The organism is Spiroplasma endosymbiont of Villa modesta (assembly GCF_964030925.1).
Taxonomy (GTDB): domain Bacteria; phylum Bacillota_I; class Bacilli_A; order Mycoplasmatales; family VBWQ01; genus Spiroplasma_E.
The window spans coordinates 1,045,482-1,068,856 of record NZ_OZ034992.1; the positions used below are offsets into that span (position 1 = coordinate 1,045,482).

Genomic DNA, 23,375 nt, shown 5'->3' on the forward strand with positions numbered 1-23,375 from the left:
ATTAATTTCCTTTATTTAAGAGTTATTTTAATTGGATTTGTTGTTCCTTTATAATTTAAATCATTAACATTTGCAGTAATAGTTATATATAAGTCACCTGCTTTTTGTTTTTGATTACTTACATTAGTTTTTCCTTGTGCATCACTAAAATATTTAATAGTTGGATTTGTTAAATTTGGATTTAATGATTTAAGTTCATTAATACTTTTTATTTGTGTATTTAATTCATTGTTATTGTTATTAACATTTGCAGTAATATTTGTTGTTAAAACTGTAATTTTAGTTTTTAAATCAGTTTTTTCTGTTTTAATAACTCCACATAACATTCATCTTGATGTTGTTTCATTATTAGAAATATATGGTATTGCTTCTCCAACAACTTCACCAGCAACTTTATATGCTCTTCCTGCTTTATCATCTTTAATAAAATCTACATAAATAACTGTATTTTCTATCATGTATCTTTTCATCGCTCTTGGTGTTGCTAAAATAAAGGTCATTAATTGTTGTTCATTTTTATCATTAGTAAAAATCATATAGTCATCAAGAACGATTTCACATAATACACCTTTTACATATAAATTATTTCCATTTAAACGTAATTGTTGTGCCAACTGATTATCGGTAATTAAACCTTTATTATCAGCTAAATAAACTAAACTATCATAAAGACCATTAGTAATAAAAAATTTACTATTTGCAATGTTTCTAAATTGAAACAAAGTATTTCAAGCAGATAACATTGATTTTAAATATCCTACTGGTGTTGTATCTTCAATATCGATTTTAGTAGCAAATTTTGCAATTGCTTGTGTATCATCAATTGCTAATTTATCTGCTAAATCATTTGCAACTTCATATTGCATACTATCTAATAAATTTTGTCCATTATTTGCTTTTAAATCTACATCTGCAATAATTTCTCCTGCAAGATATTTTTTAGTTATTTTTTTACTAATTTTATCTGTATCAACATATGGTAATTCATATCTTTTACTTTTATCATCCCAAGCAATAATTTTTACTTCCGGTTTTTTTGGTTTTTTAACAATAAACTCAATATTTACTGAGTCAACAATTTCAGTAGGAAAAAAGTTTGCCCATGGACTATTTGAAATTTTAAAAAACTCTATAAATTCTGGTGCTTCTACTAATCTCTCTGTATTGTCTAAATTTTGATTAAATGGTTCTGACATTTTATTCCTTCCTTTCGTTTATAAATAATTTTTCTTTTTATAATTAATTAAAAAATTTTCTTTATCATTTGGTTTATTATTAATAATTATTTGTTTATTGCCACCTGTATTAATTGTTTGTTTAAATATTGGTTGCTCTTTAATAATTTTTTTAATAGTTTCTTCAATTTTTGGTTTTTCTATATTACTTGTTTTAAATTTTAAAAAATCATAAAATTCAGTTTTAACTTGATATTTTTTAAATATATTAATCATTTCTTTTTCTTTAATTTCTTGATTAAGTTTATTTAACTTATTTTCTGCTTCACTAACTTTATTTTCTATTTCTTGTTGAACATTATTTTCAGTTAAAGGTTCATTTGTTTGTTGAACATTATCTTCATTTTCTAACATTTACATCACCACTTTATTATTTATTTTCTTTATTAATTTTTTCATTTAATTTTGCTAATTTTTTTTGATGTTTTATAATTTTGTTATTTGCTCTAACATGTTTTGGAGTTGTGATAAATCTTTTTAATAAAACAATAATTTCTCTGCAAATTAATGTTCCAACACTTGTTCCAATAATTATTAATTCATGTAAAAATTCTTTCATTTCAATATTTTCCTTTCAATTATTTATTTTTTAATTATTCATCAAATTGACCACCATTAATTCTTTCAATCATCGATTTTGAATTACTTATAATGCTTACTAATAAGGAATTTCTTTATTTAATTGTTCCATTCTCTCTTTATATGTTTGAATTTCATTATTATAATATTCAATAATTTTTTCTTTATTCATGACTTTTCACCTCCTTTATAAACTCATGTGAGTATAATCTCAATTTAATGAAGCATTATCATAATTTAATGGTACTTCGCTCATATTATCACTACCATATTGACTACTTGTTTCACTATTAATAGTAAATCTATTATCATTTATTAATCTTGCAGTTTCATCATTAAATGATGTTTCTTGCATTTCTCTATTATGATTTGTTTCTATTGGAAGTAAATTATGGATTATTTCACTTGCACTAGCAACTATGGTAGGTACTGCATAAGCATTATTAAAATCATTATTTATCCCCATTGCAACACCAGTTGAAATTAAACATCCACCAGTTGCCATATTACAAATTTTTCTTATTGCTTCAAATTTATTAGGTATTAATTCTAGAATTCCACTAATAAGATTTGATATACCATAAGCATTTAAACTAATATATGTATCTCAATCCATTAATGACTGATTTTCTTGTTTATTTAATAATAATCATGGCGGACCTTCTGTTGTAGTTGTAGTAGTTATTGGGGTTGGTGTTGTTGGAATAATTGGAGTAATATTATTTTCACTTCATTTACTATAATTTGCTAAACCAATTGTTCCTAAACCTAAAATAATTTTTTTAGAACTATTAATTGAACCTAATAATGGACTATCTATTACTTGACCATAATAAGCACTTGTACCTATCATTGCACAAATTGGACTTATACCAGTTCTAATTAATTTAGTTAAAGTATAATTTGATTGATTTTCTATATTTGGCATTTTAATCTCGTTTAATTTTCTAATTTTTTAATTGTTACTTTAATTCAACCTTGATAAACATCATTATCACCAACTATTAATGCAACATTACTTTCAGGGTCAGAAACAATTATGTGTTTTGATTTAACATTTGGGTATTGTCTTAAAATAATTGCTCTAATATCATTACTTGTATGAATTGCTTTTGGAAATGGTGATAATATTTCAATTTCATCTTTATTTTCAAACAAAGTAGGTAATATAATCATTAATCAAAGTCACCTCTTTCTAAATATTCAATTATTAATTCCATATCTAAAAGTAAATGATTATTTAAATATTAAATTAATTGTTCTTTATTAATACAATTTTTATGCATTAATTTTCGTGTTTCTTTAACTTGTTTTAAATTTATTTCACAAAAATATCTTTCATTAACATTTTATTTATCTCTTGTAGTATTTGTACTATTACATTCAATTATTTTATAATAGGGCATAGCAATATCATATTAGGTATATGATATTTTTGTATCATTTTCAGTTCAATTACATTTCATTATTTATTTCTCCTTATTTTTAATTTGATTAGCAATTTCACTTAATATTCTTAATACTTTATATTCTTTTTTTAATTCTTTAATAATAAATATTAAGAATATTATTAGTGTTATACTTGTTATTAATATTGGTAATATTAATAAAATTTTTCATAATATCATTTTTTACTCTTTTCATTTTTTAAATCATTTAACATTGATTGAACAAAATGCACGATTTATATTCATATTTCAATTATTAAAGATTTCACCAGTTACTATAATTTCATCATTTTTGTTTAATAAAATACATCGTTTATAAAGTTTTGGGTTGTTAAAAATTAAAGTAACATAGTTTAAACCATTTCATTGACCTCGAACACTATAATATAATTCTTTATTACCTTTTTCGTAATATTTTGCTTCAATAGTGTTACTTAGTTTTACTGTTAATTTGACATAATTTGCTTTATCTTTCATTTTTATAATTTCCTTAAATAATTATCGAAAATTAATATTTTTTTATGATTTTTTAAATAATATTGAATATGCTTATAAGCATCTTGTTCATGTTTTGTTAATTTTATATTTCCTTTATAATTTATTATTTTATTTTTATTTTTAGGATAACTTGCGAAATAATCTCAGTTAAAAACATCTTGTACTAATACCATTAATGCTCCAATAATTTTAGGAGTTGCTAATGGATTAGTTAATAATTGTTTTGAACTTAAAAAGAAATTTTCTACAATAACTAATATTTTTTTATCAATAAATTTTTCTTTAATTAATTGAAATTTTTCTTTATACATATTTTTAGTTCATAAAACAGTTAATGTATTAAATGTTTCATTAAAAACAATATTATTAGTTTCACTTGAATATATAACCATTCCATTATTACCAATTCCAGCAGGATCAATCCCAATAATTAAGTCATATTGCATTATTAATCAAATTCTCGATTATTGATTTTTTTAATTAATGAATAATATATTGCATCATTACTTGCACTTCTATATTCATCATTTTCAATTTTATTTTTTAAATATTTAATTAATTTTTCTTTATATTCATGAATAATTTCTTGGTCTTTATAAGAAAATAATTTTTCTTTATCCATATTTATACCTCCTATTTAACCTAATATTTAAAATGCAGTCATAACAAATCGCTTTACCATTTTTATCTCTTAAAAAATATTTTCTTGTTTTTATATCATTAGTATTAAAGAATAAATAATCTAATTTATTTTGTTTACACGTTCAACAAAAATACTTTTTCATTATGAGTTGAAATTTCCTTAAAAGAAGTAATTATATAATTAATTGGTAAATCATTATGGTTATATGGATTATTTATTTTAAAACCTTTTCTGTTTTCTTCTCACGTAATGTTATATTTAAAACAAGGATTAGTAATTTTAGTTTTGTTATCAGTTATTTCACCAATAAATCAACTATTATGCTGTTCATAAAATGTTAATGGTTCAAGTTTTATATAATTAAGATAATATTCTTTTGGAGCAGTTGGTTTATTAACAGTTATTTTTTGGTCTTTAATATATGGTTCTAATAATTTTATTAATTCATTACCGCTTAATTCTCTTTTAATATTTTCTAAATTAAAAACTCAATATATATATTTATCATCAGCAATAAAACTATTATTTTTAACCATTCATTTTGGACATTGTAATTTATATTCACCATAATCAATAAGAATAGATTGTGGTCTATCTTTTACAATTTGTTCTTTTTTAAATTCTATTTGCATAATTAATCACTTCTACATCAATCACAAACATATCCAAATGGTTTTGTATAATCCAAATGTTCATCAATATCATAATCATCTTCAAATTTTCTAATATCATGTTGTTCTGCTTCTAATTCTGTTTTAAAGCGATAAAGCATTTGGATTTTGTCATCTTCATATAATTCATTACATTCAACACATCTTTTTCTTCTTTTTTTAATTTTTTTATCAATCTTTCTTAGTGCTTCATAATCAAGAATTTCTATTGCCATAATAATCCTTTCCTAATATGTTCTGTTGCTTCTAGCATAAAGAACATATATTTTGATTTTTAGGTTATTAATAATACTACTATTCGTTTTATTCATTCCAGCAATTCTGGGCTCAAAAATAAATTGTGAAATTTTAAAAAACATTGAGGCATTCGATTCAATATTTATTTAATTTGTGTTAAACAAATTAATATTTTAATTGAACCGGCCCCGCTCAATTTTTTTTACAAGTTTGAAATTTATTTTCTCGCCCAAAAAATTTTTCAAAAAAAATAAAAAATAAAACCAACACTTGCTCACTTGGTAGTGGCAAGGTTGGTTAAATAAAGAATAGAATTAATACAATAGGTCCCTACAACAGGTCTATATATACTAGTTTCCAATTCGCTCCCACCCCAAGAATTACCATTAATGGTTAGTATATTTTATTAGGTATCACTCCACTTTTTATTTATCCATGCAAGTCCACATGCTAGCTACTATTTTTAACAACTGTGTTGTAGTTCACTTTTTTAGTTCCCTAACACGTGTTGATAATAGCGTTAAAGACGATTATTAAAAATTTTAAAATTTTACAATTACAAAAAAAAGACAAGATTATTTCTTGTCTTTTTCCTTAATAACTTTGAGAATAATTTTTATTTTTTTAAATGTATATTTTTTAAAATACGTCGAATATAAATTTAAATTTAAGGGTTAAAGAGAGTAATTTTATCTAATTTTCATTATTTTTCAAATAATTCATTTTTGGAAATAAGTTACTAATATGATAATAAATTATTTCGTAACTTTGACAACCGCCCAAAATTTTAGTAAAATAAAAAATAAAATGCACCGTAATTAGATTATAAAATCAATATGGTGCATTTTTCATTTTAAAATATAAATTTTACTTAACTTCACTAAAGTAGTCATCCATTTTAAAATACTCAATACTATGATCAAAAGTTGATGAATAAATGATTTTAAAATTTAAAGAAATGCGATGTTCTTTATTTAATTCATCAACTTTATTATTTAATTTCTTTTTAATTCTTTTGATATTTCTAATATTACGATCAGTTTCTCTTCTAATATTAAATACAAAAAAACATTTAATTTTGTCAAAAGAAATTTCATGTTTTTTATCAATATTATGTTGAAAACAAATAAAGGTATCAGTAAATTTTTTTGATAAATCATTAATAATGTCTTCATGAAAATGTTTTTGAATTTTAAATTCAATGAATAAAAATTCATTTCTTTTATTATAAGTGATAGCATCAATTGATTTAATACCACGTGAATGACTACAACATAAAAGTTTAAGATTATCACCATCAATTGCATATTCTTCAGAATCTGAAGAATATGTTTTAGAAGCAGTACTATAAGATAACAAACGAAATGTTTTTTTATTTTTTTTATAAATAAATATTAAATTATTTTTTAATGTCTCATTTAAATTCATATTCGTCTAACTCCCTATATGGATAACTTAAAGCTTCATTAATGTGATCTAAACTATTCTCTTCAATTATACAAGAATCAAAATTTTTATCTTTGTTAATAAAATTATATTTAAAATTTAAGTTTTTAAAGTCACGACTTGCTAGTGAAGTTATTGTTTCAAGAATATATGGACTATGTGTTGAAATAATTAATTTAAAATTAATTATTTTAGCAATATTTAATAATAGTTTAGTAAATAAATATTGTCATTCTGGATGAATATACGCTTCAGGTTCATCAATAATTACTAAGTTACCTTCTTTAAAAAAGTCACTTTTAACCATTTCTTTAAATGATTCAATAATTTTTAATCCACGTGAGGAGTTAGCAAGTTTAATAGTAATACCATTCTTAGTTAAACTACCATTTTCAAAGTTAATTTTATTTTCATTACCAAAATAGTTTTCAAGTTCTTGATTAATTTTTTGTTTAATTAATACTAATTTCAAATTACTATACTGTTCAATATTTTTTTGAATATTAATTTTATTTTTAAAATCATCTAAGTAGTGACACTTTTTAAATTTGAAAATGTTATTTAATGATAATTTTAATTTTTCACTCTCTAACATATATGATGATTGTTTTTTACTAAGACTTTCTTCAATCATTAAATTTAAAATTTGGTCAGTATCACTAATATAAGTAGCATCAATTATTGGGTTTTCAATAATATTTTCTAAGTAATTAAACTCATGTTCTAAAGAAAATTTATTATTTTCATTAATATTAATTGTTAAACTTTTGTTATTGTCTAAACTAAGTTTTAAATAACTATCTTTATTATTATATTTTTTATTTCTTAAGTTTTCACCATGAAAGTTTTCACGAAGAATATTAGCCATTAAATATGAAATGATATCAGTATCTTTATTATTAGATAATTCTAAGGTTTGTAAAATATCATTATTAATAATATTAATTGTATATTTAATAATTTTAATTTTGTAACTATCTTTATTAGTATCTAATTCAATTCTTTGTAATGTTTTGGTAATTAAATCATCATTTATTTTTAGCAATTGATGATAGTCTGTTAATAAATTAATTCAAAAATTATTAAATTTTTCAATTTTATAATTAAAATTTGTTATTCATTTTTGCATAAATGTTTTATTATTTAAATTAATATTATTATAAATAGATTCAATTTCTTTAAATAAAGCACTTTCTTTTTCACTACTATTAAAATTTGTTTCAAGAAAATTACTACCAGTATTTTCAATTTGTGTAAAAGTATCTTCAGCAAAGTTAAAAAAATTCTTAATTATTTCTGACTTAATATCACTAGTAGCAATTTTTACCATTGCAAAAACTAATCTACTTAAGTAACTTTTACCAGTGTCATTAACACCAGCAATAATAGTAATATCGCCAATATTTAAAGAAGTATCATTAAAAGGACCAATATTTTTTATTTTTAATTTCATTTATATCACCTATATATCATTTTAAACTATATAAATATAATAACATTTAACATTATTGAAATGTAGAAAAATAATAATAGTAAAAAATAATAAATATAAATTATTAAATTTTAATGAATATAGTAATTGTTAATTATTTCACAATTTTCGATTGCATCTCAAAAATTGTTATTTCTTTTATTTTTAAACAAATATTAGTAAAAATTAATAAAGTAATTACATAAAATAAAGTTGGTACTAAAATTATACAGAAAATAACTCCAATTTGTAATTCTACTCAATTATAATAATTTCCAATATTTTGACTTATATAACATACATATTTTGGTGAATATTCTAAAATATGATATATGCTGGTTGTAGCTAATATTTGAAATCCATTTCTTTCTATATTTTCAAACTTTAACGTTGTTTGATTACGCATATGAGAATGATAATCACAAAAATCTATGAGAATTAAACCAGAAATTATAAGTAAAATAGTTAAAATAAATAATAATATTGTTATTATTTGTATTTTTTTCATTTCTTTTTACTCCCTTAAATCTAATATAATAAAGAAAATTAATATATATTTTGAAAAATAAAAATATTTTTATTTATACAACGTAACAATATTAACAAATTTAATTAACTTTACAATAATTTTTATCTATTTTTATAAATAATACGGAAACTATTTATTATTATTTTGCAGTTATTTTTATTAAAATATTAATTTTTAAGAAAAGTTTTAGCAGTAGTTATGCAATTGATAACTTCCTTCTTTTTTTGCTATCATTTTTTTCTGTATTTTCTAATTTACGCTTTTCTTTGTTAACTTCTTCTTTTGTTAATCATTCTTTTACTTTATTAAAATCTGTTTTCTTTTCTTCTGATCAATTTGTATCATCTTCATCTAATATTGCATCTAGGTATATCTTAAAAATTGCTTTTTCATTATCAGATAAATTTTGATCAGTTTGATATTTTTTGAAATTATGGATAGCAGTTACTCGTTGTTCTAAAGCATCTTTTTGTAATTCATTAAAATTAGGACAATTTGGAAGCTTTTTAATAGATGTTATAATTTTTGAATCAACATATGATAAATCATCTAACATACTATCTACTTCTTCTTTTATCTCATTATCAAAAAGATAATTTTTATTTTTAAAAGGATTACTATCTATTTTGTTAATATCAGTTAATACACAATACACTATTAACCAAATAATTAGTAACTTCTTTTAAGTTATATTTAATAGCTAAAGTTCATCAAGTTAATCCTTCTCTAGTTATATAATTATTATAATTACATTCATTTGTTATTAAAAAATCAATAATCATCATTTCAATTTGATTTTGATTTCTTGGTAATTGATGTAATCAATCAATTATCATATCTTCAAATTTAAAAGGTTTTTCATTATTTTTATTTTTAATATCAAAATTAATTTCTAAATCACCATTTTCATTTTTTAATAGTAGTGTTCTTATAATTTTTTTATTATTACTTTTAATTGCTCTATGTAATATAGTGTTATTAAACTCATCAATAGGTGTATTAATATCAAAATATTTGCAATTTTCTATTATTTCTAACATATCAAAATTGTTGTTTAGGATTGCTATTTCGTAAGGTGTATTACCATTATCATCTATTTGATAAAAATTAGTTTTTTTAGTGATGGCAAAATTAATTCTAAAATCAGTTTTATTACCCTCTTTAGAAATAATATGTAAAAGATTTTGATTTTTATTATTAACACTATTAATATTAAAATGAGAATTATTTTGAAAATCATTAACTAATTCACGAATTTCTTCATTTGTCGGATATGCATCAGCTTTATTAATCTCTTGTATTAATAATTTGCAAAATGGGGTTTCATTTTGCAAATTTACTAAATTGGGATTAACTTGTGAATTATTAATTAGTTGTTTTGCTATATTTTTAAACTCTCCTCCAAGTTTTCAGTCTACAATATATTGTTTCATAATTGCTAAATGTAAGGGTGAATTTCCTTCAATATCTTGTTGATTTAAAAAATTTTTATCATTTTTTTTTAAAATTTATTAATCAATTAATAAGTTTTATTTTATTAGTTGTAAATTCTATTAATTCACTTGAAGTTTCTCAACCTTCCTCATGTGGATCATAGTTATATTCATCTTCTATTTCTGCTCCTTCATCTAAATCTAATAAAAACTATTATGAAGGGCATTTCTATTGTTATTATCTAAACTAATAACTTCCTCATCACTAATGTTTGGATTATTCATAAAATCTTCAATAATAGAAAATTGAATTCTTTTCTTTTGAAATTGATCAATAAGGTAATTTAATGTTAGCATACTTTTATCTGTTCCTATCTATAATATGAAATTTCTGTTACTTTTAATAAAGTAACAGGAATACAAAAACTTTCTTTAGTTTTACATTTATTTGTATCATAATTTTAAAAAAATCCAATACATTTTTCTTAAAATTAAAATTTAGTTTATAATCAGCGTTTATTAACCTTTATATATATCATTTTTAATAATTGACTAGCAATGAAATAAACAATGACAACACCAGCTAAATAAGCATAAAAAATTAAAGGAATTGGTGTTAAACCAATAGTAGCTCCTAATTGTGTATATGGAATACTAATGCCAATAATAGTAATTATAATTGTTGTTAAAAATAACTGATGAGATGGCATACTTTGAATAAAAGGTACCTTAGAAGTTCGTAATAATTGTACAATTAATGTTTGTGAAGTAACTCCTAAAATAAATCATCCAGTATGAAATAATGATTGTTGATATATGCCAGCAGCACTATTAGGATCTACATTAGCAAAATTGGCAAAGATATGTAAACCATATCCTAAAAATAAAAAGGTGGTTATATCAAATATTGAACTTAGCGGTCCATTCCAGAATGCAAAAGGTAAAATACTTTTTGCATTTCATTTTTGTGGTTTTTTAATAAAGTCTTCATCAACCCTATCTCAAGGAACTGCTAATTGAGAAATATCATATAATAAATTTTGTAGTAAAATTTGAATTGCCATCATTGGTAAAAAAGGTAATCAAATTGAAGCAATTAAAATACTTAATGAATTACCAAAATTAGAAGAAATAGTAATTTTAATATATTTTAAAATATTACCAAAAGTATTTCTGCCACTAATCACTCCTTGTTCTAAAACATCTAAATCTTTTTCTAATAAAATAATATCAGATGCTTCTTTGGCAATATCAGTAGCACTATTAACAGATATTCCAACATCAGCGTGATGCAAAGCAACAGCATCATTAATACCATCACCTAAAAAGCCAACAGTGTGACCATTTAACTTTAAAATATCAATAATTCTTGATTTTTGTAATGGATCCATTTTCGCAAAAATAGTAGTTTTATTTACTAATGCTTGTAAATGTTGATCATCCATATCTTCAATGTCACTACCTAATAAAGGAATTCCTGGCTCTAATCCCACCTTTTTACAAATTGCTTTAGTAACAATTTCGTTATCACCAGTCAAAATTTTAACATCAATTCCGTGTTGATTAAGAGTTGTTATTGCTTTAATAGCACTAGGTTTAGGTACATCTAAAAAACCTATATATCCTAATAAAACTAAATTAGATTCATCTTCTATTTTAAAAACTGTTTTGTCACTAGCAAAATCTTGATAGCCAATTGCAATTACTCGTAAACCATCATTATTTAATTCCGTACTTAATTTTAAAACATTTTCTTTAATTTTATCAGTTAAGGTAATTACTTTCCCCCCAATTTCAACTTTAGTACAAATTTTTAATATTTCTTCTACTGCTCCTTTGCAAATTAAAGTATTATTAATTTTATCTTTTGAAACTACTATTGACATTCGTCTTCTTATAAAATCAAAAGGTATTTCATCAATTTTACGATAGGGCATTTCAACTATTTTATTATGATGAGCTTTAATGTGTTGGACAATTGTTTTATCAATATTATTTTTTAATCCAGTTTGTAAAGAACTATTTAAATATGCCATTTCTAAAACTTTGTTTGATTCAACACCTTCTGGATCTAAGTGTTTAACTAACTCAATTCTATCCTCAGTTAAAGTACCGGTTTTATCAGTGCATAAAACATCCATTGCACCAAAACTTTGAATACTAGTTAAATTTTTAACAATTACTTTTTTATGTGATAATCTAATTGCACCTTTTGCTAAGTTAGCGCTAACAATCATTGGCAGCATTTCGGGGGTAATACCAACAGCAACTGATATTGAAAATATTAACGCTGTTAAAATATTATTTTTAGTAATTACATTAACAATAAATATTAATGGTACCATTACACACATAAAACCAATAAGAATGTAGGTAACTTTTTTAATACCTTTACTAAAACTAGTAACAGGACGTTTACTAGTTACTGCACTAGCAATTGATCCAAAATAAGTATTAACACCTGATGCAATAACAATAGCAATAGCACCGCCCGAAACAATACTAGTACCCATAAAACATATGTTTTCAAATTCTAGGATACTACTTTTTTTATTATCATCTTTAGTATTAATAGCATGTTTTTCAACAGGAAATGTTTCACCAGTTAGTGCTGATTGATTAATAAATAGATCGGTTGAAACTAAAATTCGAACATCGGCAGGAATCATATCACCAGAAGATAAGAAAATAATATCACCTGGTACTAAATTTTCAATTAATACTTCTTTTGTAAAATTGGCAACACTATTTAAAGCATTAAAATCAATTTTTTTATTTTTATTACTAAATCGAAAAACACTGGCTGTTGTTTCAATTAATTGTCGTAATTTTTCTGAAGATTTATAGGAACGATAATCTTGAAAGTAAGATATAAAAACACTCAAAATAATCATTACTAAAACAATAATAGCACTGTACAAATCAACATTTTTATCAGTATTAGTATCAATAATACTGTAACTAATAAAATTATAGATAACTATTATCATTAAAACAATAATAAAAGGATTAAAAATATTGTGCATTAATTTTTTGTATCAAACAAATCGTTTATGAGAAAAAACATTTTTACCATATTTTTTAAGTCTGTCTTCTACTTCTTCCTTTTTTAATCCGTACATACTACCATCTAATTGTTGGATAACTTCTTCTTTCGATAGTTGCGAAAATTGTTTAAACATGGTTGTTGTTTTTTGTTCTATATGCTTCTTTTTAAAAAATTGCATTATCAACCAACCTTTCTTCAAACGTATAATTTAATTGTATACTAAAATAAAGTTCTTTTGATTTTAGTGAATAAAGTTCTTAAAACTACCAAATATTTAAAAATAATATTCTTCTATTTTCAATAAAAATTTGTATTATTTTAAATACAAATTATTTATATCAAAAATAGGAGTAAACATCAATGATTTAAAAGGAGTTGAAATATAATTATAAATCTTCTAATCAATTTTCTATATTTATTAATCAAATATGATAGTATTTAGTTAAACTTGATATGAGTTTTTAACCTATTATTTTTAAATAAAAATAATAGTTTTTTATTTAGAAAAATGAAAGGAAATATAAATTAATTATTTAAAAAATAATTAATTTATAAAGAGTAGTTAAAATGACTGAAAAACAGAAAATAGAAATTAATCAACTAAATTTAGAAATTAAAAAATATCATGAATCATTATGAATTCTTATCGACAAATTTAATGAATTAAATAATCTTTATAAACAGCAAAAAATAAAAATATCAAATACTAAAAAAGAACAAGAAAAATTATATTCTAAATATAAAATAATACGTAATAAATATTTAATTGAAGATAATCCAGAATTAAGTAAAAAATGAGGACAAGAAATGAAAATTAGTGGACAAAGACATACAATGAAATGAAAAAAAGTAATGGAGCAAGAAAAAAGAGCACTAAAATTAAAAGAAGAATGCTAAATTTTGGAAAAAGAAATTAATGAATTAGAAATAATACTTAACCAAAAATTAGATAAAATACCTACCATTCTTAATGATAATTTTAATCATATAAAAAATAAGGCAAATGATGAAAAAATAGATAATTTACAAAATATACAACATACAGTAAAAGAATATAAACCAAATTTACCAAATTTATAATAATAAAATTGTTACTATTAATAGTAACAATTTTATTAATTTATTATATATATCTAATTTCTTATATCTTTAATTTTTTCTGATATAGCACTTAATTGCAAACTGAATATAAGTTTTAAATTTTAACCATTACTTTAGTTTAAAAGTAAATGGTTTTTTATATTTTTAAAAAGGAGATAAAAAGAAAAATGAAAATACAAAATAAAATTATACTAAGTTCAACCATTTTCGGTGAAGTTATAGGAAATATTGCTGGATGATATTCAATCCCAACAATTATTGCTGAATGATTAGATATTATGAAATATGATTTTATTGATAATTATATAAACAATGATTTTAATCCATATCGTTCTACAGTCAAAGGTGTTTTAATATGAGGTTTAATTTCAGCAGTAACAATGGCAATAACTTCAACTGTTAGTGTAAAAACTGTTGAATATGTAAAAGTACTTTATGAAAATAGAAGACAAACAAATAGTAGAGAAATTGATGAAACAACACCTTTACTATCACAAACACAAATAAATTCAATAAATAATAATGAAGTAGAACCACCATTAGTATTAAATCCAGCAATAAGTGTAAGTTTATAATTAATATGGAGCGGAAAAAGATATGAAAAAAATATTATTACTACTTGCAATAAGTAATACTTTATCAATGACCAATAGTAATTTTTCTTATAATATTAATTCAAGTTTAACAAACACAATAAAAAGTAATGATGAAATTAATTTTTTAGCTACAGCAGATATTCATGCTGGATATCCTCAGTTAGTGACAAAACAATTAGTGTCCTTGCTAAATATTTACCAGAAAATAATAATAGAGGTGTTATTATTTCTGGTGATTTAACACGTTATGTTAAATATACAGGGAATTTATTTTCTTATAAATTAATGTTAGCATCAATCTCTAATCATCTTTTAGCAAGTTTTGGTAACCATGATTCTGATACTACTTGTAAAGTTAACCAAACTTGACTTAACCAAAATATTGTTAAACAAAATGCTATGACAGCAGCTCACTTACTCTATTATACTTCAAAAAATGAAGTTCCTGTATATTCTTGAAATTGATTGGGTATACATTTTGTTCAATGCAGTTTAGCGCCAATTAATAAAGATACTTCAGGTTGAAATTTTGGAAGAAGTGATCCTGGGCCAGCATTAACTGAATTACAAAAAGATTTAGAAATAAATGTTGGTTTGAGTAATATGCCAATTGTTTTAGCTTTTCATTATGGATATGATGATTTTTCAATTGATCAAGAATGATGAAGTAAAGAACAAAGAACTGAATTTGCAAATGAAATTTTAGCAAAATATAATGTTATTTTAATGTTAACTGGACATCAACACTTTGTACCAACCAAATATGATGAAAAAATAATTGCAGTTAATGTTGGTAAAAAGACAATTTATGATGTTTTAAGTGGTACTGCACTTTTTGGTGGTTATTCTGAAATTTCTATAAATAAAACTAACAAAGAAATTACAATTAAACGTCATAACGTACAACAAAACGATGAAATTGTTATTAATAAAAAAATTAAATATTAATTAAAATTAAAAACTAAGTTTTATTAAAACTTAGTTTTTTTAAATATACAAATTTTTTATTTATTATAATTTGGTGCTTCTTTTGTTAGTTCAACATCATGAGGATGTGATTCTCTTAAACCAGCACTTGAAATTTTTACAAATTTAGAATCTTGGATTAAAGATAAAATATTTTTAGCACCAACATAACCCATACCACTTCTAATACCACCAACTAATTGAAAAACAACATCTTGTACTTTTCCTTTAAAAGGAACGCGTGCTTCAATTCCTTCTGGCACTAATTTTTTAATTCCTTTTTGAAAATAACGATCACTACTACCGCGTTTCATGGCAACTAATGAACCCATACCAACATAATTTTTATATTTTTTACCATTGACAATAATTTCCTCACCTGGTGATTCTTCTGTTCCAGCTAAAATGCTACCTAACATTACACAATTGCTACCAGCAGCAATTGCTTTTACAATATCACCAGAATATTTAATACCACCATCAGCAATGACAGTTACGTTTTTATTTTTTGCTCAATTATAAACATCATTAATAGCAGTAATTTGTGGCACACCAACTCCTGCTATTATTCTAGTAGTACAAATGCTACCAGGACCAACACCAACTTTAATACAATTTGCGCCAGCTTCATAAAGTGCTTGTGCTCCAGCTGCAGTACAAATATTTCCAGCAATAATATCTAATTTTGGATAAGTTTTACGAATTATTTTAACTGTTTTTAAAATCCCTAAACTATGACCATGTGCTGAATCAACAACTAATACATCAACTTTTGCTTTAACTAATGCCTCAACTCTTGCTAAAGTGTCTTCACCAACACCAACAGCAGCACCAACTCTTAATCGTCCTTGATCATCTTTACAAGCATTTGGATAATCAATAGCTTTATCAATATCTTTTGTTGTAATTAAACCAATCAATTTATTATTTGAACCAACAATTGGTAGTTTTTCAATTTTATTTTTTAACATAACTTGTTTTGCCTGTTCGATTGTTGTTGTTTTATCACCAACAATTAAATTTTTGGTAGTCATAATATTTTTAACTAATGCATTATCATTATCAAGATATTTTAAATCACGATTAGTAACAATTCCAATTAATTGATTTTCTTCATTTACAACAGGCAATCCAGAAATTCGATAAGTACTCATAATTGATTTTGCTTCACTAATTAAAGTTTGAACACCAATAGTAATTGGATCAGTAATAAAACCTGACTCATTTCTTTTAACTTTTTGTACTTCTAAAGCTTGTTCAGCAATTGATAAATTTTTATGAATAATGCCAATACCACCAACTCTTGCCATGGCAATTGCTAGATCAGATTCAGTAACTGTATCCATAGCAGCAGATAAAATTGGAATATTTAATTCAATTTTATTTGTTAATTTAGTTTTTAAAGAAACTTGATTTGGTAAAACTTCTGAATATCCTGGAACTAATAATACATCATCAAAAGTAATTCCTTCACATATTATTTTTTGATTTAAATCTTTATTCATAGTTTACTCCCATTCTATAGTACCTGGTGGCTTTGATGTAATATCATAAACTACTCTATTAACACCATCTACTTTATTAATAATCTCATTTGCAACTTCATCTAGAAATTCTCATGGTAAATGTGAACTTGTTGCTGTCATAAAGTCAATTGTATTAACACTTCTTAAACTAACAACATAATCATAAGTGCGATTATCACCCATTACGCCCACAGTTTTAACTGGTAGCAAAGTGGCAAATGCTTGTGATACTTGATTATATATATTTTTTTCTTTCAATTTGGTAATAAAAATATGATCAACTTCTTGTAAAATTAAACATTTTTCTTTTGTTACTTCTTCTATAACTCTAACTCCTAATCCAGGACCAGGGAAAGGATGACGATTAATTAATGTTTCAGGTAATCCAAGTTTTAAACCAATTTCTCTTACTTCATCTTTAAATAAGGTTTTTAATGGTTCTAACAATTTAAATTGTAAATCATCAGGTAAACCACCAACATTATGATGAGTTTTAATTGTTTTTGAACTTGCATGTTTACTTGAAGATTCAATAATATCCGGATAAATTGTTCCTTGTGCTAAAAAATCAGCCGTTTTAAATTTTCTTGCTGCTGTTGTAAATACATCAATAAATTGTTTACCAATAATTTTTCTTTTTTCTTCAGCATTTTTAACACCTTTTAAAGCAGTAAAAAAATGTTTACTTGCATCAATCATTTCAAGATTAAGTTTAAAATTTTGTTTATAAATTTCCATGACATCAATTGCTTCATTTTTTCTCAATAAACCTGTATCAACAAAAATGCAAGTTAACTGTTTACCAATTGCCTTAGAAATAATGGCAGCGGCAACTGAAGAATCAACTCCACCACTTAAACCTAAAATAACTTGTTTATCTTGGACTTTATTTTTAATTTCTGAAATTTGATTACTAATAAAATCATCTAAACTTCAATCTTTTGTACAATTTGCTATTGTAAATAAAAAATTTTCGATTATTTGCTTACCAAATTCTGAATGGGTAACTTCAGCATGAAATTGGATACCATAAATTGGTTTAGTCAAATGTGCAATTGCTGAAATTGAAGAATCAGAATGAGCTATTTGTATAAAATCTTTTGGAATTTTTGTTACATGATCAGCATGACTCATTCATACTTTTGATTGATTAGCAACTTTTTTAAATAATTTATTATTTGGTTGATCAAGATATAAAATTGATTTTCCAAATTCTTGTTCATCTGCCAATTCTACTTTCCCTTTAAAATGATTTGTTAATAATTGCATGCCATAACAAACTCCTAAAATGGCAACTGGTAAATTAAAAATCACTTGATCAATTTTATAAGCATTTTGTAAATAAACACTTGATGGTCCACCAGATAAAATAATTGCTTTTAAGTTGGGATATGTTTTTATTTTTTGATAACTAATATTAAAAGATAAAACTTCAGTATAAACATTTGCTTCTCTTACTCTTCTTGCTAATAATTGTGTATATTGACTTCCAAAATCTAAAATCAATACTTGTGTATTTATCATTTTTTTTCCTCCAAATATAATAGTAATTAAATCATTTTTTAACAAAAAATAAAATAGATTACAGTAATAATTATTTTATGATAGATTTTAATTTCTTTAAAATATAATTAAAAATATTGATATTAATGATAAGAGCATATGAAAAAGAGTAATCATTTATTAATGATTACTCTTAAAAGTTAAAATATAATTTAAAGAAATTAAGTTGTAACTGATCTGGCTTCATTTTCATGAATTTTAATTCGTTCTAATTCTGTTTCGGGTTCATTAAGTAAATATTTTATTGCTTCTTCTTCAGTCATTGGTATGAATTCTTGATCTAATTGATTTTGATAATCTAAATTTGATGCTAAACGCATTTTTAATTTTGGCTGATAATAAATAAAATATCAAATAACAGCAATTACAATAAACATTCAAAACATTAAGAATTCAATAATAACAGCTATTAATACTTCCCCTCTTTTATTAATCATGTCATTAATCATACCATAGTTAAAAACAACAAACTGACTAAGTAAAAATAAACCACAAGCAACAAAAACAATTCATTCTCAAATTTTAATTTTAATTTGTTTACGATAACCCATAACACACGTGGCAGCTAACACAAAAATATATACAGCAATAGTAATGTTAGTAGAAAATCCTAGTACTGTATTAAAATCAAAAGGTGCATCAATTAAATCTGGGATTATTAACATAATAATACAAGCAATAATAGTAATAATTAAATTAGCTGTACTAGCACGCATTGCAATATTTTCTTTATTTAATTTGGCTAATTTTTCGGTAATATATCCTTCTTTGGCTAATGGTTGAATCATACCACCAGAATATAAAGAATTTTGCATAGCACCATTTAATTTCAATGATAAAGTAGAAATAACTAGTACAATCATACCAGTAATACCAGCAATTCCTGATATAACATTATTTGGATATATTCATTAGTAGCTCCAGATCAACCATTTTGGCCATTTGTACCGTCAATAGTAATGGCACCAAATACTAATACTGATACAGCTAAATAAAAAATAGTTGATAATAATAAAACTATTAAAATACCTTTACCAAAGTTTTTGGTTGGATTTTTAACATTTTTTCCAACAACAATAAAAGTTTCAAAACCAATAAAAAAATAGAAGAAGCCACTAAATGCATTATTAATTTTTGGTAAAGTTAAATTAATGTTTTTTGTTCCTTCAGCCGCTTGTGAAAATGCTAAACCTTTATTAGTTACTACCAAAATAATAGCACAAACAATTAAAAACAAAGCAGAACCTCATTTAATAATACCAGAAATATTAACAAATCAACGAAATCCCTTCATTCCAAAATACATGCAACTAGCAACAGCAGCATAAATAAAAATACCAATACTATCAATCATTAAACTCGATCATCGTTCAGGAACTCAATTAAAAATTGATAATTGATCTAAATTCACTCGAAACATAGAAATAATAGTTACAATAATTGTTGAAGGTAAAGTAATATATTGGACATATTCCGTAATTAAATTTAATTAATTGTCAATAAAATTGTTTTAAAACTATTTAGTGTTATTGAATATAGAAATAAATATTTTTTGAAAAAATAGTTTAAAAAATGAGTTTACATTTTAAACAAAAAATTGTTAATAATATTTTTATATTAACTCGATAAAAATTTAAATTTTAAAAAAATATTTTTAATATTTTTTTTATTTTAATGGTTTTATTTTATTAAAAATTTCACAAAGTAAGTTAAATCTTAAGTACATAAGTCTAAATTTAGATTTTCTACATTTATTTACTAAAATTTTGAATCTTTTCAATCAAACAAAGACATGTTCAACTTTAATTCTAATTTTAGATACAATCTTATTGTATTTTCTTTCTTGTTTAGTTAATTTTTTATTTTTAATTCTTTTAATTTGTATTATTGTATTTTTATAAATATTTTGTATACCTTGATATCCTAAATCACCAATAATTATTGTTTTTTCTGAAAATTCAAGATTTGAATTTTTTAATATTTGAAAATCATGCACTTTACCATTATCAGCAAAAATATCAACAATTTTTTTATTAAAAAAATCATATACAATTTGAAATTTTATAGAATACATTCAACTTTTACCAAAAAAATATTCTAACTGTAGTTTTTTTTAGTTGGTCTTTCAATTTCAATCTCAGTTGAATCAATTAAATAAAATTGAAATTCATTTGAATTTTCTTGTTTTTTATCAATTTTTAATTTATATCTTTCTTTTAAAAATTGGTAATCTTTGTGGTTACTAAGTTTATTTTCTACTCAAGTAATATTTCGAAAACAACTTGATGGGCTCATTTTAGATTTAATACTCATTTGAAAAAAAGTATAATATTCTTTTCAGTATAATAAAGTCATCATTAATCTTTCTTCTACTGAAAGTTTATTTTTTCGACCTTTATTTTTTTCTAATTTTTCTATTTCAATTAATTTTTCTAACATTTCATTAAAATGAAAACGTTTTATACCAAAATATCTGTAAAATTCTTCATTTTTTAATTTTTTTAAATTTTCAAAAATCATTTTTATCAACACTTTTCTAAATTTATTGTTAATAACAAAATTATAAAATAAATTTTAAAATTATTAATTGACTTTTAAAAAATTTAATTACGGAATATGTCTTTTCTTTACCATTAATTAAGTCTCTAGGAGTTGTTCCTATTCATAATCCTCCATCATAATAAGGTTGGAATAAATAGTTAGCATGTTGTTTAACTTTATTAGTAACTGATTGACCATCACGATTGGGGTTAACTTCAATTCAATTACGAATTAAACCTTTTCACGCTTCTAAATTTATTTTTATCATAATTACTTTTTTCCTTTCATTAAAATAATAAGATTTATTAAAATATTAATTTTTCTAAAGTTATTTCAAAATAAAAAATAATTGGCAATTTAGCACCAATTTTAAAATGTTATTAGGAAAATTAAATTAAAATAAATCTTAATTCTAATTTTATACTTGAAAAAATTAATATGTAATAAAAAATTTCTTATAAAAAAATATTTTTTTATAAGAAATTTTTTAACAATACTTAAAAATGTCCAAAAAATAGACATTTTTAATAAAAATAAATTGGGAGATGGTGGTTGGCCCTTAATTACTGGACCATTTTTGATATAAAATTCTAAATTTTAATTTGTAAAATTGGTGGTTTTAGAAATTTAGAATGTATTCTTTCATAATTATAAAACATAACATATTGATTTACATCATTTATAGCTTCATTGATGGATAAATATTGATTTGATCCTTTAGGTAGTCATTCTTGAGATAAATGAGAAAATCAGTTTTCAGATAATACATTACCACCAATATCATAAGGTTGTTTTTTGCTTAAAATTATTTGTTTATCCTCTGCTCATTTTGTGATATCCTGACAATAAAATTCGTTGGCGTTATCTGAATGTAAAATAACATTTTTTACTTGATTTCAAGAAAATTGTTTGTTGATTTTTTCAAGAGCAGGAAGAATTAAATCCTGATATGATTTATTAGGAGCAATATTATAACTAACAACATTATTTGAATAAAAATCAATAATTACAAAAAGATATAATCATCCTTCTTTAGTATTTATTTGTTTAGTGTCCATTGATCAAATTTGATTTGAAGAGGTTGTACTTTTATAATCTTTGTTTACTTTATCCATTGTAGGTATTCACTTATTTGGATTTTTTTTGTTTTTAGGATAGTTATTTTTAGTTTGTTTTAATCCTTGAATATTGTGTTCTTTCATAATTTTTCGCATTTGTTTTATTGATAATTCTATATTTAAAATGATATTTTTTTCTTGTTTTAATCACTCTTTAAAAGCTGAAAAAATTCTTAAATATCCATAAATTCTGCCTTTTCTTGTAGAATGAAATTCGATTAAAAGTTGGCATATTTTTTGATATTTATGATTGCATTTAATAATATGATTTTCTTCTTTTTTAATAGGTTTTTGTTTATTTTTTAAAAAGTAATATGTTGATCTGTTTAATTGAAGATATTGACATAGGTTTCTAATTGAATATTGATTTTTACAATCATCAATAATTTTAATTTTTTCTTTGATATTTAATTTGTTAATTACTAATGCTATTTGTTTAATTTTATCCATTAATAAAAATCCTTTCAGGTTAAAATTAGTGTTAATTATATAACACAATTGTTTTTAGAATACATTCAGGTTTTTTAAATTAATGGTCTAGTAAAAAGGGCTAAGTGGCGATTGTCAAAAATCCGGAATAAATTAAATCTTATATAGTCTTATTATTATGTTAGACAAGAAATAATTTGGATTTTTATGAAATTGTATTTAAATAATATAATTTTTTTAACTTAAATGCAACTAAAATACTTATTTTTAAAAATTACTAAAAAATTAAAAAATAA

At 22.8% G+C, this 23,375-nt stretch carries 31 protein-coding genes; 5 read left to right on the top strand and 26 right to left on the bottom strand.

Annotated features, from left to right (window positions below):
• Positions 1–11: 11 nt before the first annotated feature.
• From AAHM89_RS06780 to mgtA, 18 genes are all read right to left on the bottom strand, one after another.
• A complete protein-coding gene (locus tag AAHM89_RS06780) occupies positions 12–1,196 on the bottom strand; it encodes a hypothetical protein (RefSeq protein WP_342265825.1) in 1,185 nt (394 codons plus the stop codon).
• 18 nt (positions 1,197–1,214) lie between these two features.
• Entirely contained in the window at positions 1,215–1,589 is a 375-nt protein-coding gene (locus AAHM89_RS06785; RefSeq protein ID WP_342265826.1) for a hypothetical protein, read from the bottom strand.
• A gap of 16 nt (positions 1,590–1,605) precedes the next feature.
• Positions 1,606–1,794: a hypothetical protein gene (locus tag AAHM89_RS06790; protein ID WP_174480113.1), complete on the bottom strand. Its 189-nt coding sequence runs from the start codon at positions 1,792–1,794 to the stop codon at positions 1,606–1,608.
• Between the two features lie 207 nt (positions 1,795–2,001).
• On the bottom strand, positions 2,002–2,742 hold the full coding sequence (locus AAHM89_RS06795; protein WP_342265827.1) for a hypothetical protein: 741 nt from the start codon (positions 2,740–2,742) through the stop codon (positions 2,002–2,004).
• Positions 2,743–2,753: 11 nt separating this feature from the next.
• On the bottom strand, positions 2,754–2,990 hold the full coding sequence (locus tag AAHM89_RS06800; protein WP_174480108.1) for a hypothetical protein: 237 nt from the start codon (positions 2,988–2,990) through the stop codon (positions 2,754–2,756).
• A 293-nt stretch (positions 2,991–3,283) separates the two neighbouring features.
• Positions 3,284–3,442 (bottom strand): hypothetical protein, encoded by a 159-nt coding sequence (locus tag AAHM89_RS06805; protein WP_342265828.1) that lies wholly within the window; start codon positions 3,440–3,442, stop codon positions 3,284–3,286.
• 3 nt (positions 3,443–3,445) lie between these two features.
• Entirely contained in the window at positions 3,446–3,739 is a 294-nt protein-coding gene (locus tag AAHM89_RS06810; protein ID WP_342265829.1) for a hypothetical protein, read from the bottom strand.
• 2 nt (positions 3,740–3,741) lie between these two features.
• A complete protein-coding gene (locus tag AAHM89_RS06815; protein ID WP_342265830.1) occupies positions 3,742–4,206 on the bottom strand; it encodes a hypothetical protein in 465 nt (154 codons plus the stop codon).
• 2 nt (positions 4,207–4,208) lie between these two features.
• Positions 4,209–4,382, bottom strand: a complete 174-nt coding sequence (locus AAHM89_RS06820) for a hypothetical protein (RefSeq protein WP_342265831.1) — start codon at positions 4,380–4,382, stop codon at positions 4,209–4,211.
• Between the two features lie 134 nt (positions 4,383–4,516).
• Positions 4,517–5,035: a hypothetical protein gene (locus AAHM89_RS06825; RefSeq protein WP_342265832.1), complete on the bottom strand. Its 519-nt coding sequence runs from the start codon at positions 5,033–5,035 to the stop codon at positions 4,517–4,519.
• A 2-nt stretch (positions 5,036–5,037) separates the two neighbouring features.
• The gene (locus tag AAHM89_RS06830) at positions 5,038–5,289 is read right to left on the bottom strand and encodes a hypothetical protein (protein WP_342265833.1); all 252 of its coding nucleotides are present in this window, start codon (positions 5,287–5,289) and stop codon (positions 5,038–5,040) included.
• 889 nt (positions 5,290–6,178) lie between these two features.
• Positions 6,179–6,739, bottom strand: coding sequence for a hypothetical protein (locus AAHM89_RS06835; protein ID WP_342265834.1), 561 nt, complete (start codon positions 6,737–6,739; stop codon positions 6,179–6,181).
• Positions 6,711–8,210, bottom strand: a complete 1,500-nt coding sequence (locus AAHM89_RS06840; RefSeq protein WP_342265835.1) for an AAA family ATPase — start codon at positions 8,208–8,210, stop codon at positions 6,711–6,713. The genes AAHM89_RS06835 and AAHM89_RS06840 overlap by 29 nt, the downstream gene beginning before the upstream one ends.
• A 133-nt stretch (positions 8,211–8,343) precedes the next feature.
• Positions 8,344–8,736 carry a hypothetical protein gene (locus AAHM89_RS06845; RefSeq protein ID WP_342265836.1) on the bottom strand — a complete coding sequence of 131 codons (393 nt, stop codon included), beginning with the start codon at positions 8,734–8,736 and terminating at the stop codon, positions 8,344–8,346.
• Between the two features lie 217 nt (positions 8,737–8,953).
• Entirely contained in the window at positions 8,954–9,412 is a 459-nt protein-coding gene (locus AAHM89_RS06850; protein ID WP_342265837.1) for a hypothetical protein, read from the bottom strand.
• On the bottom strand, positions 9,387–10,265 hold the full coding sequence (locus tag AAHM89_RS06855) for an ankyrin repeat domain-containing protein (protein WP_342267300.1): 879 nt from the start codon (positions 10,263–10,265) through the stop codon (positions 9,387–9,389). Before AAHM89_RS06855 ends, AAHM89_RS06850 begins: the two co-directional genes overlap by 26 nt.
• A gap of 126 nt (positions 10,266–10,391) precedes the next feature.
• Positions 10,392–10,547 carry a hypothetical protein gene (locus AAHM89_RS06860; protein WP_342265838.1) on the bottom strand — a complete coding sequence of 52 codons (156 nt, stop codon included), beginning with the start codon at positions 10,545–10,547 and terminating at the stop codon, positions 10,392–10,394.
• A gap of 146 nt (positions 10,548–10,693) precedes the next feature.
• A complete protein-coding gene (mgtA, locus tag AAHM89_RS06865; protein ID WP_342265839.1) occupies positions 10,694–13,417 on the bottom strand; it encodes a magnesium-translocating P-type ATPase in 2,724 nt (907 codons plus the stop codon).
• Positions 13,418–13,806: 389 nt separating this feature from the next.
• Here mgtA and AAHM89_RS06870 point away from each other — a divergent pair, with 389 nt between their 5' ends.
• From AAHM89_RS06870 to AAHM89_RS06890, 5 genes are all read left to right on the top strand, one after another.
• Complete coding sequence (locus tag AAHM89_RS06870) at positions 13,807–14,136, top strand: hypothetical protein (RefSeq protein WP_342265840.1); 330 nt, start codon at positions 13,807–13,809, stop codon at positions 14,134–14,136.
• A 3-nt stretch (positions 14,137–14,139) separates the two neighbouring features.
• On the top strand, positions 14,140–14,319 hold the full coding sequence (locus AAHM89_RS06875) for a hypothetical protein (RefSeq protein ID WP_342265841.1): 180 nt from the start codon (positions 14,140–14,142) through the stop codon (positions 14,317–14,319).
• A 188-nt stretch (positions 14,320–14,507) separates the two neighbouring features.
• The gene (locus tag AAHM89_RS06880; RefSeq protein ID WP_342265842.1) at positions 14,508–14,915 is read left to right on the top strand and encodes a hypothetical protein; all 408 of its coding nucleotides are present in this window, start codon (positions 14,508–14,510) and stop codon (positions 14,913–14,915) included.
• A 22-nt stretch (positions 14,916–14,937) separates the two neighbouring features.
• A complete protein-coding gene (locus tag AAHM89_RS06885) occupies positions 14,938–15,177 on the top strand; it encodes a hypothetical protein (RefSeq protein WP_342265843.1) in 240 nt (79 codons plus the stop codon).
• A gap of 44 nt (positions 15,178–15,221) precedes the next feature.
• Positions 15,222–15,884: a hypothetical protein gene (locus AAHM89_RS06890; RefSeq protein ID WP_342265844.1), complete on the top strand. Its 663-nt coding sequence runs from the start codon at positions 15,222–15,224 to the stop codon at positions 15,882–15,884.
• A gap of 56 nt (positions 15,885–15,940) precedes the next feature.
• Here the strand turns inward: AAHM89_RS06890 and guaB are convergent, their stop codons facing one another.
• From guaB to AAHM89_RS06930, 8 genes are all read right to left on the bottom strand, one after another.
• On the bottom strand, positions 15,941–17,407 hold the full coding sequence (gene guaB, locus AAHM89_RS06895; protein WP_342265845.1) for an IMP dehydrogenase: 1,467 nt from the start codon (positions 17,405–17,407) through the stop codon (positions 15,941–15,943).
• A 3-nt stretch (positions 17,408–17,410) separates the two neighbouring features.
• Complete coding sequence (guaA, locus tag AAHM89_RS06900; protein WP_342265846.1) at positions 17,411–18,952, bottom strand: glutamine-hydrolyzing GMP synthase; 1,542 nt, start codon at positions 18,950–18,952, stop codon at positions 17,411–17,413.
• 200 nt (positions 18,953–19,152) lie between these two features.
• Positions 19,153–19,854 (bottom strand): hypothetical protein, encoded by a 702-nt coding sequence (locus tag AAHM89_RS06905; RefSeq protein WP_342265847.1) that lies wholly within the window; start codon positions 19,852–19,854, stop codon positions 19,153–19,155.
• Positions 19,842–20,411 carry an amino acid permease gene (locus AAHM89_RS06910; protein ID WP_342265848.1) on the bottom strand — a complete coding sequence of 190 codons (570 nt, stop codon included), beginning with the start codon at positions 20,409–20,411 and terminating at the stop codon, positions 19,842–19,844. The genes AAHM89_RS06905 and AAHM89_RS06910 overlap by 13 nt, the downstream gene beginning before the upstream one ends.
• A gap of 246 nt (positions 20,412–20,657) precedes the next feature.
• A complete protein-coding gene (locus tag AAHM89_RS06915) occupies positions 20,658–21,065 on the bottom strand; it encodes a transposase (RefSeq protein ID WP_342265849.1) in 408 nt (135 codons plus the stop codon).
• A gap of 23 nt (positions 21,066–21,088) precedes the next feature.
• Entirely contained in the window at positions 21,089–21,511 is a 423-nt protein-coding gene (locus AAHM89_RS06920; protein ID WP_339045912.1) for a transposase family protein, read from the bottom strand.
• Between the two features lie 40 nt (positions 21,512–21,551).
• Positions 21,552–21,800, bottom strand: a complete 249-nt coding sequence (locus AAHM89_RS06925; RefSeq protein ID WP_342265850.1) for a hypothetical protein — start codon at positions 21,798–21,800, stop codon at positions 21,552–21,554.
• Between the two features lie 322 nt (positions 21,801–22,122).
• A complete protein-coding gene (locus tag AAHM89_RS06930) occupies positions 22,123–23,100 on the bottom strand; it encodes an IS3 family transposase (RefSeq protein WP_342265776.1) in 978 nt (325 codons plus the stop codon).
• Positions 23,101–23,375: the final 275 nt, after the last annotated feature.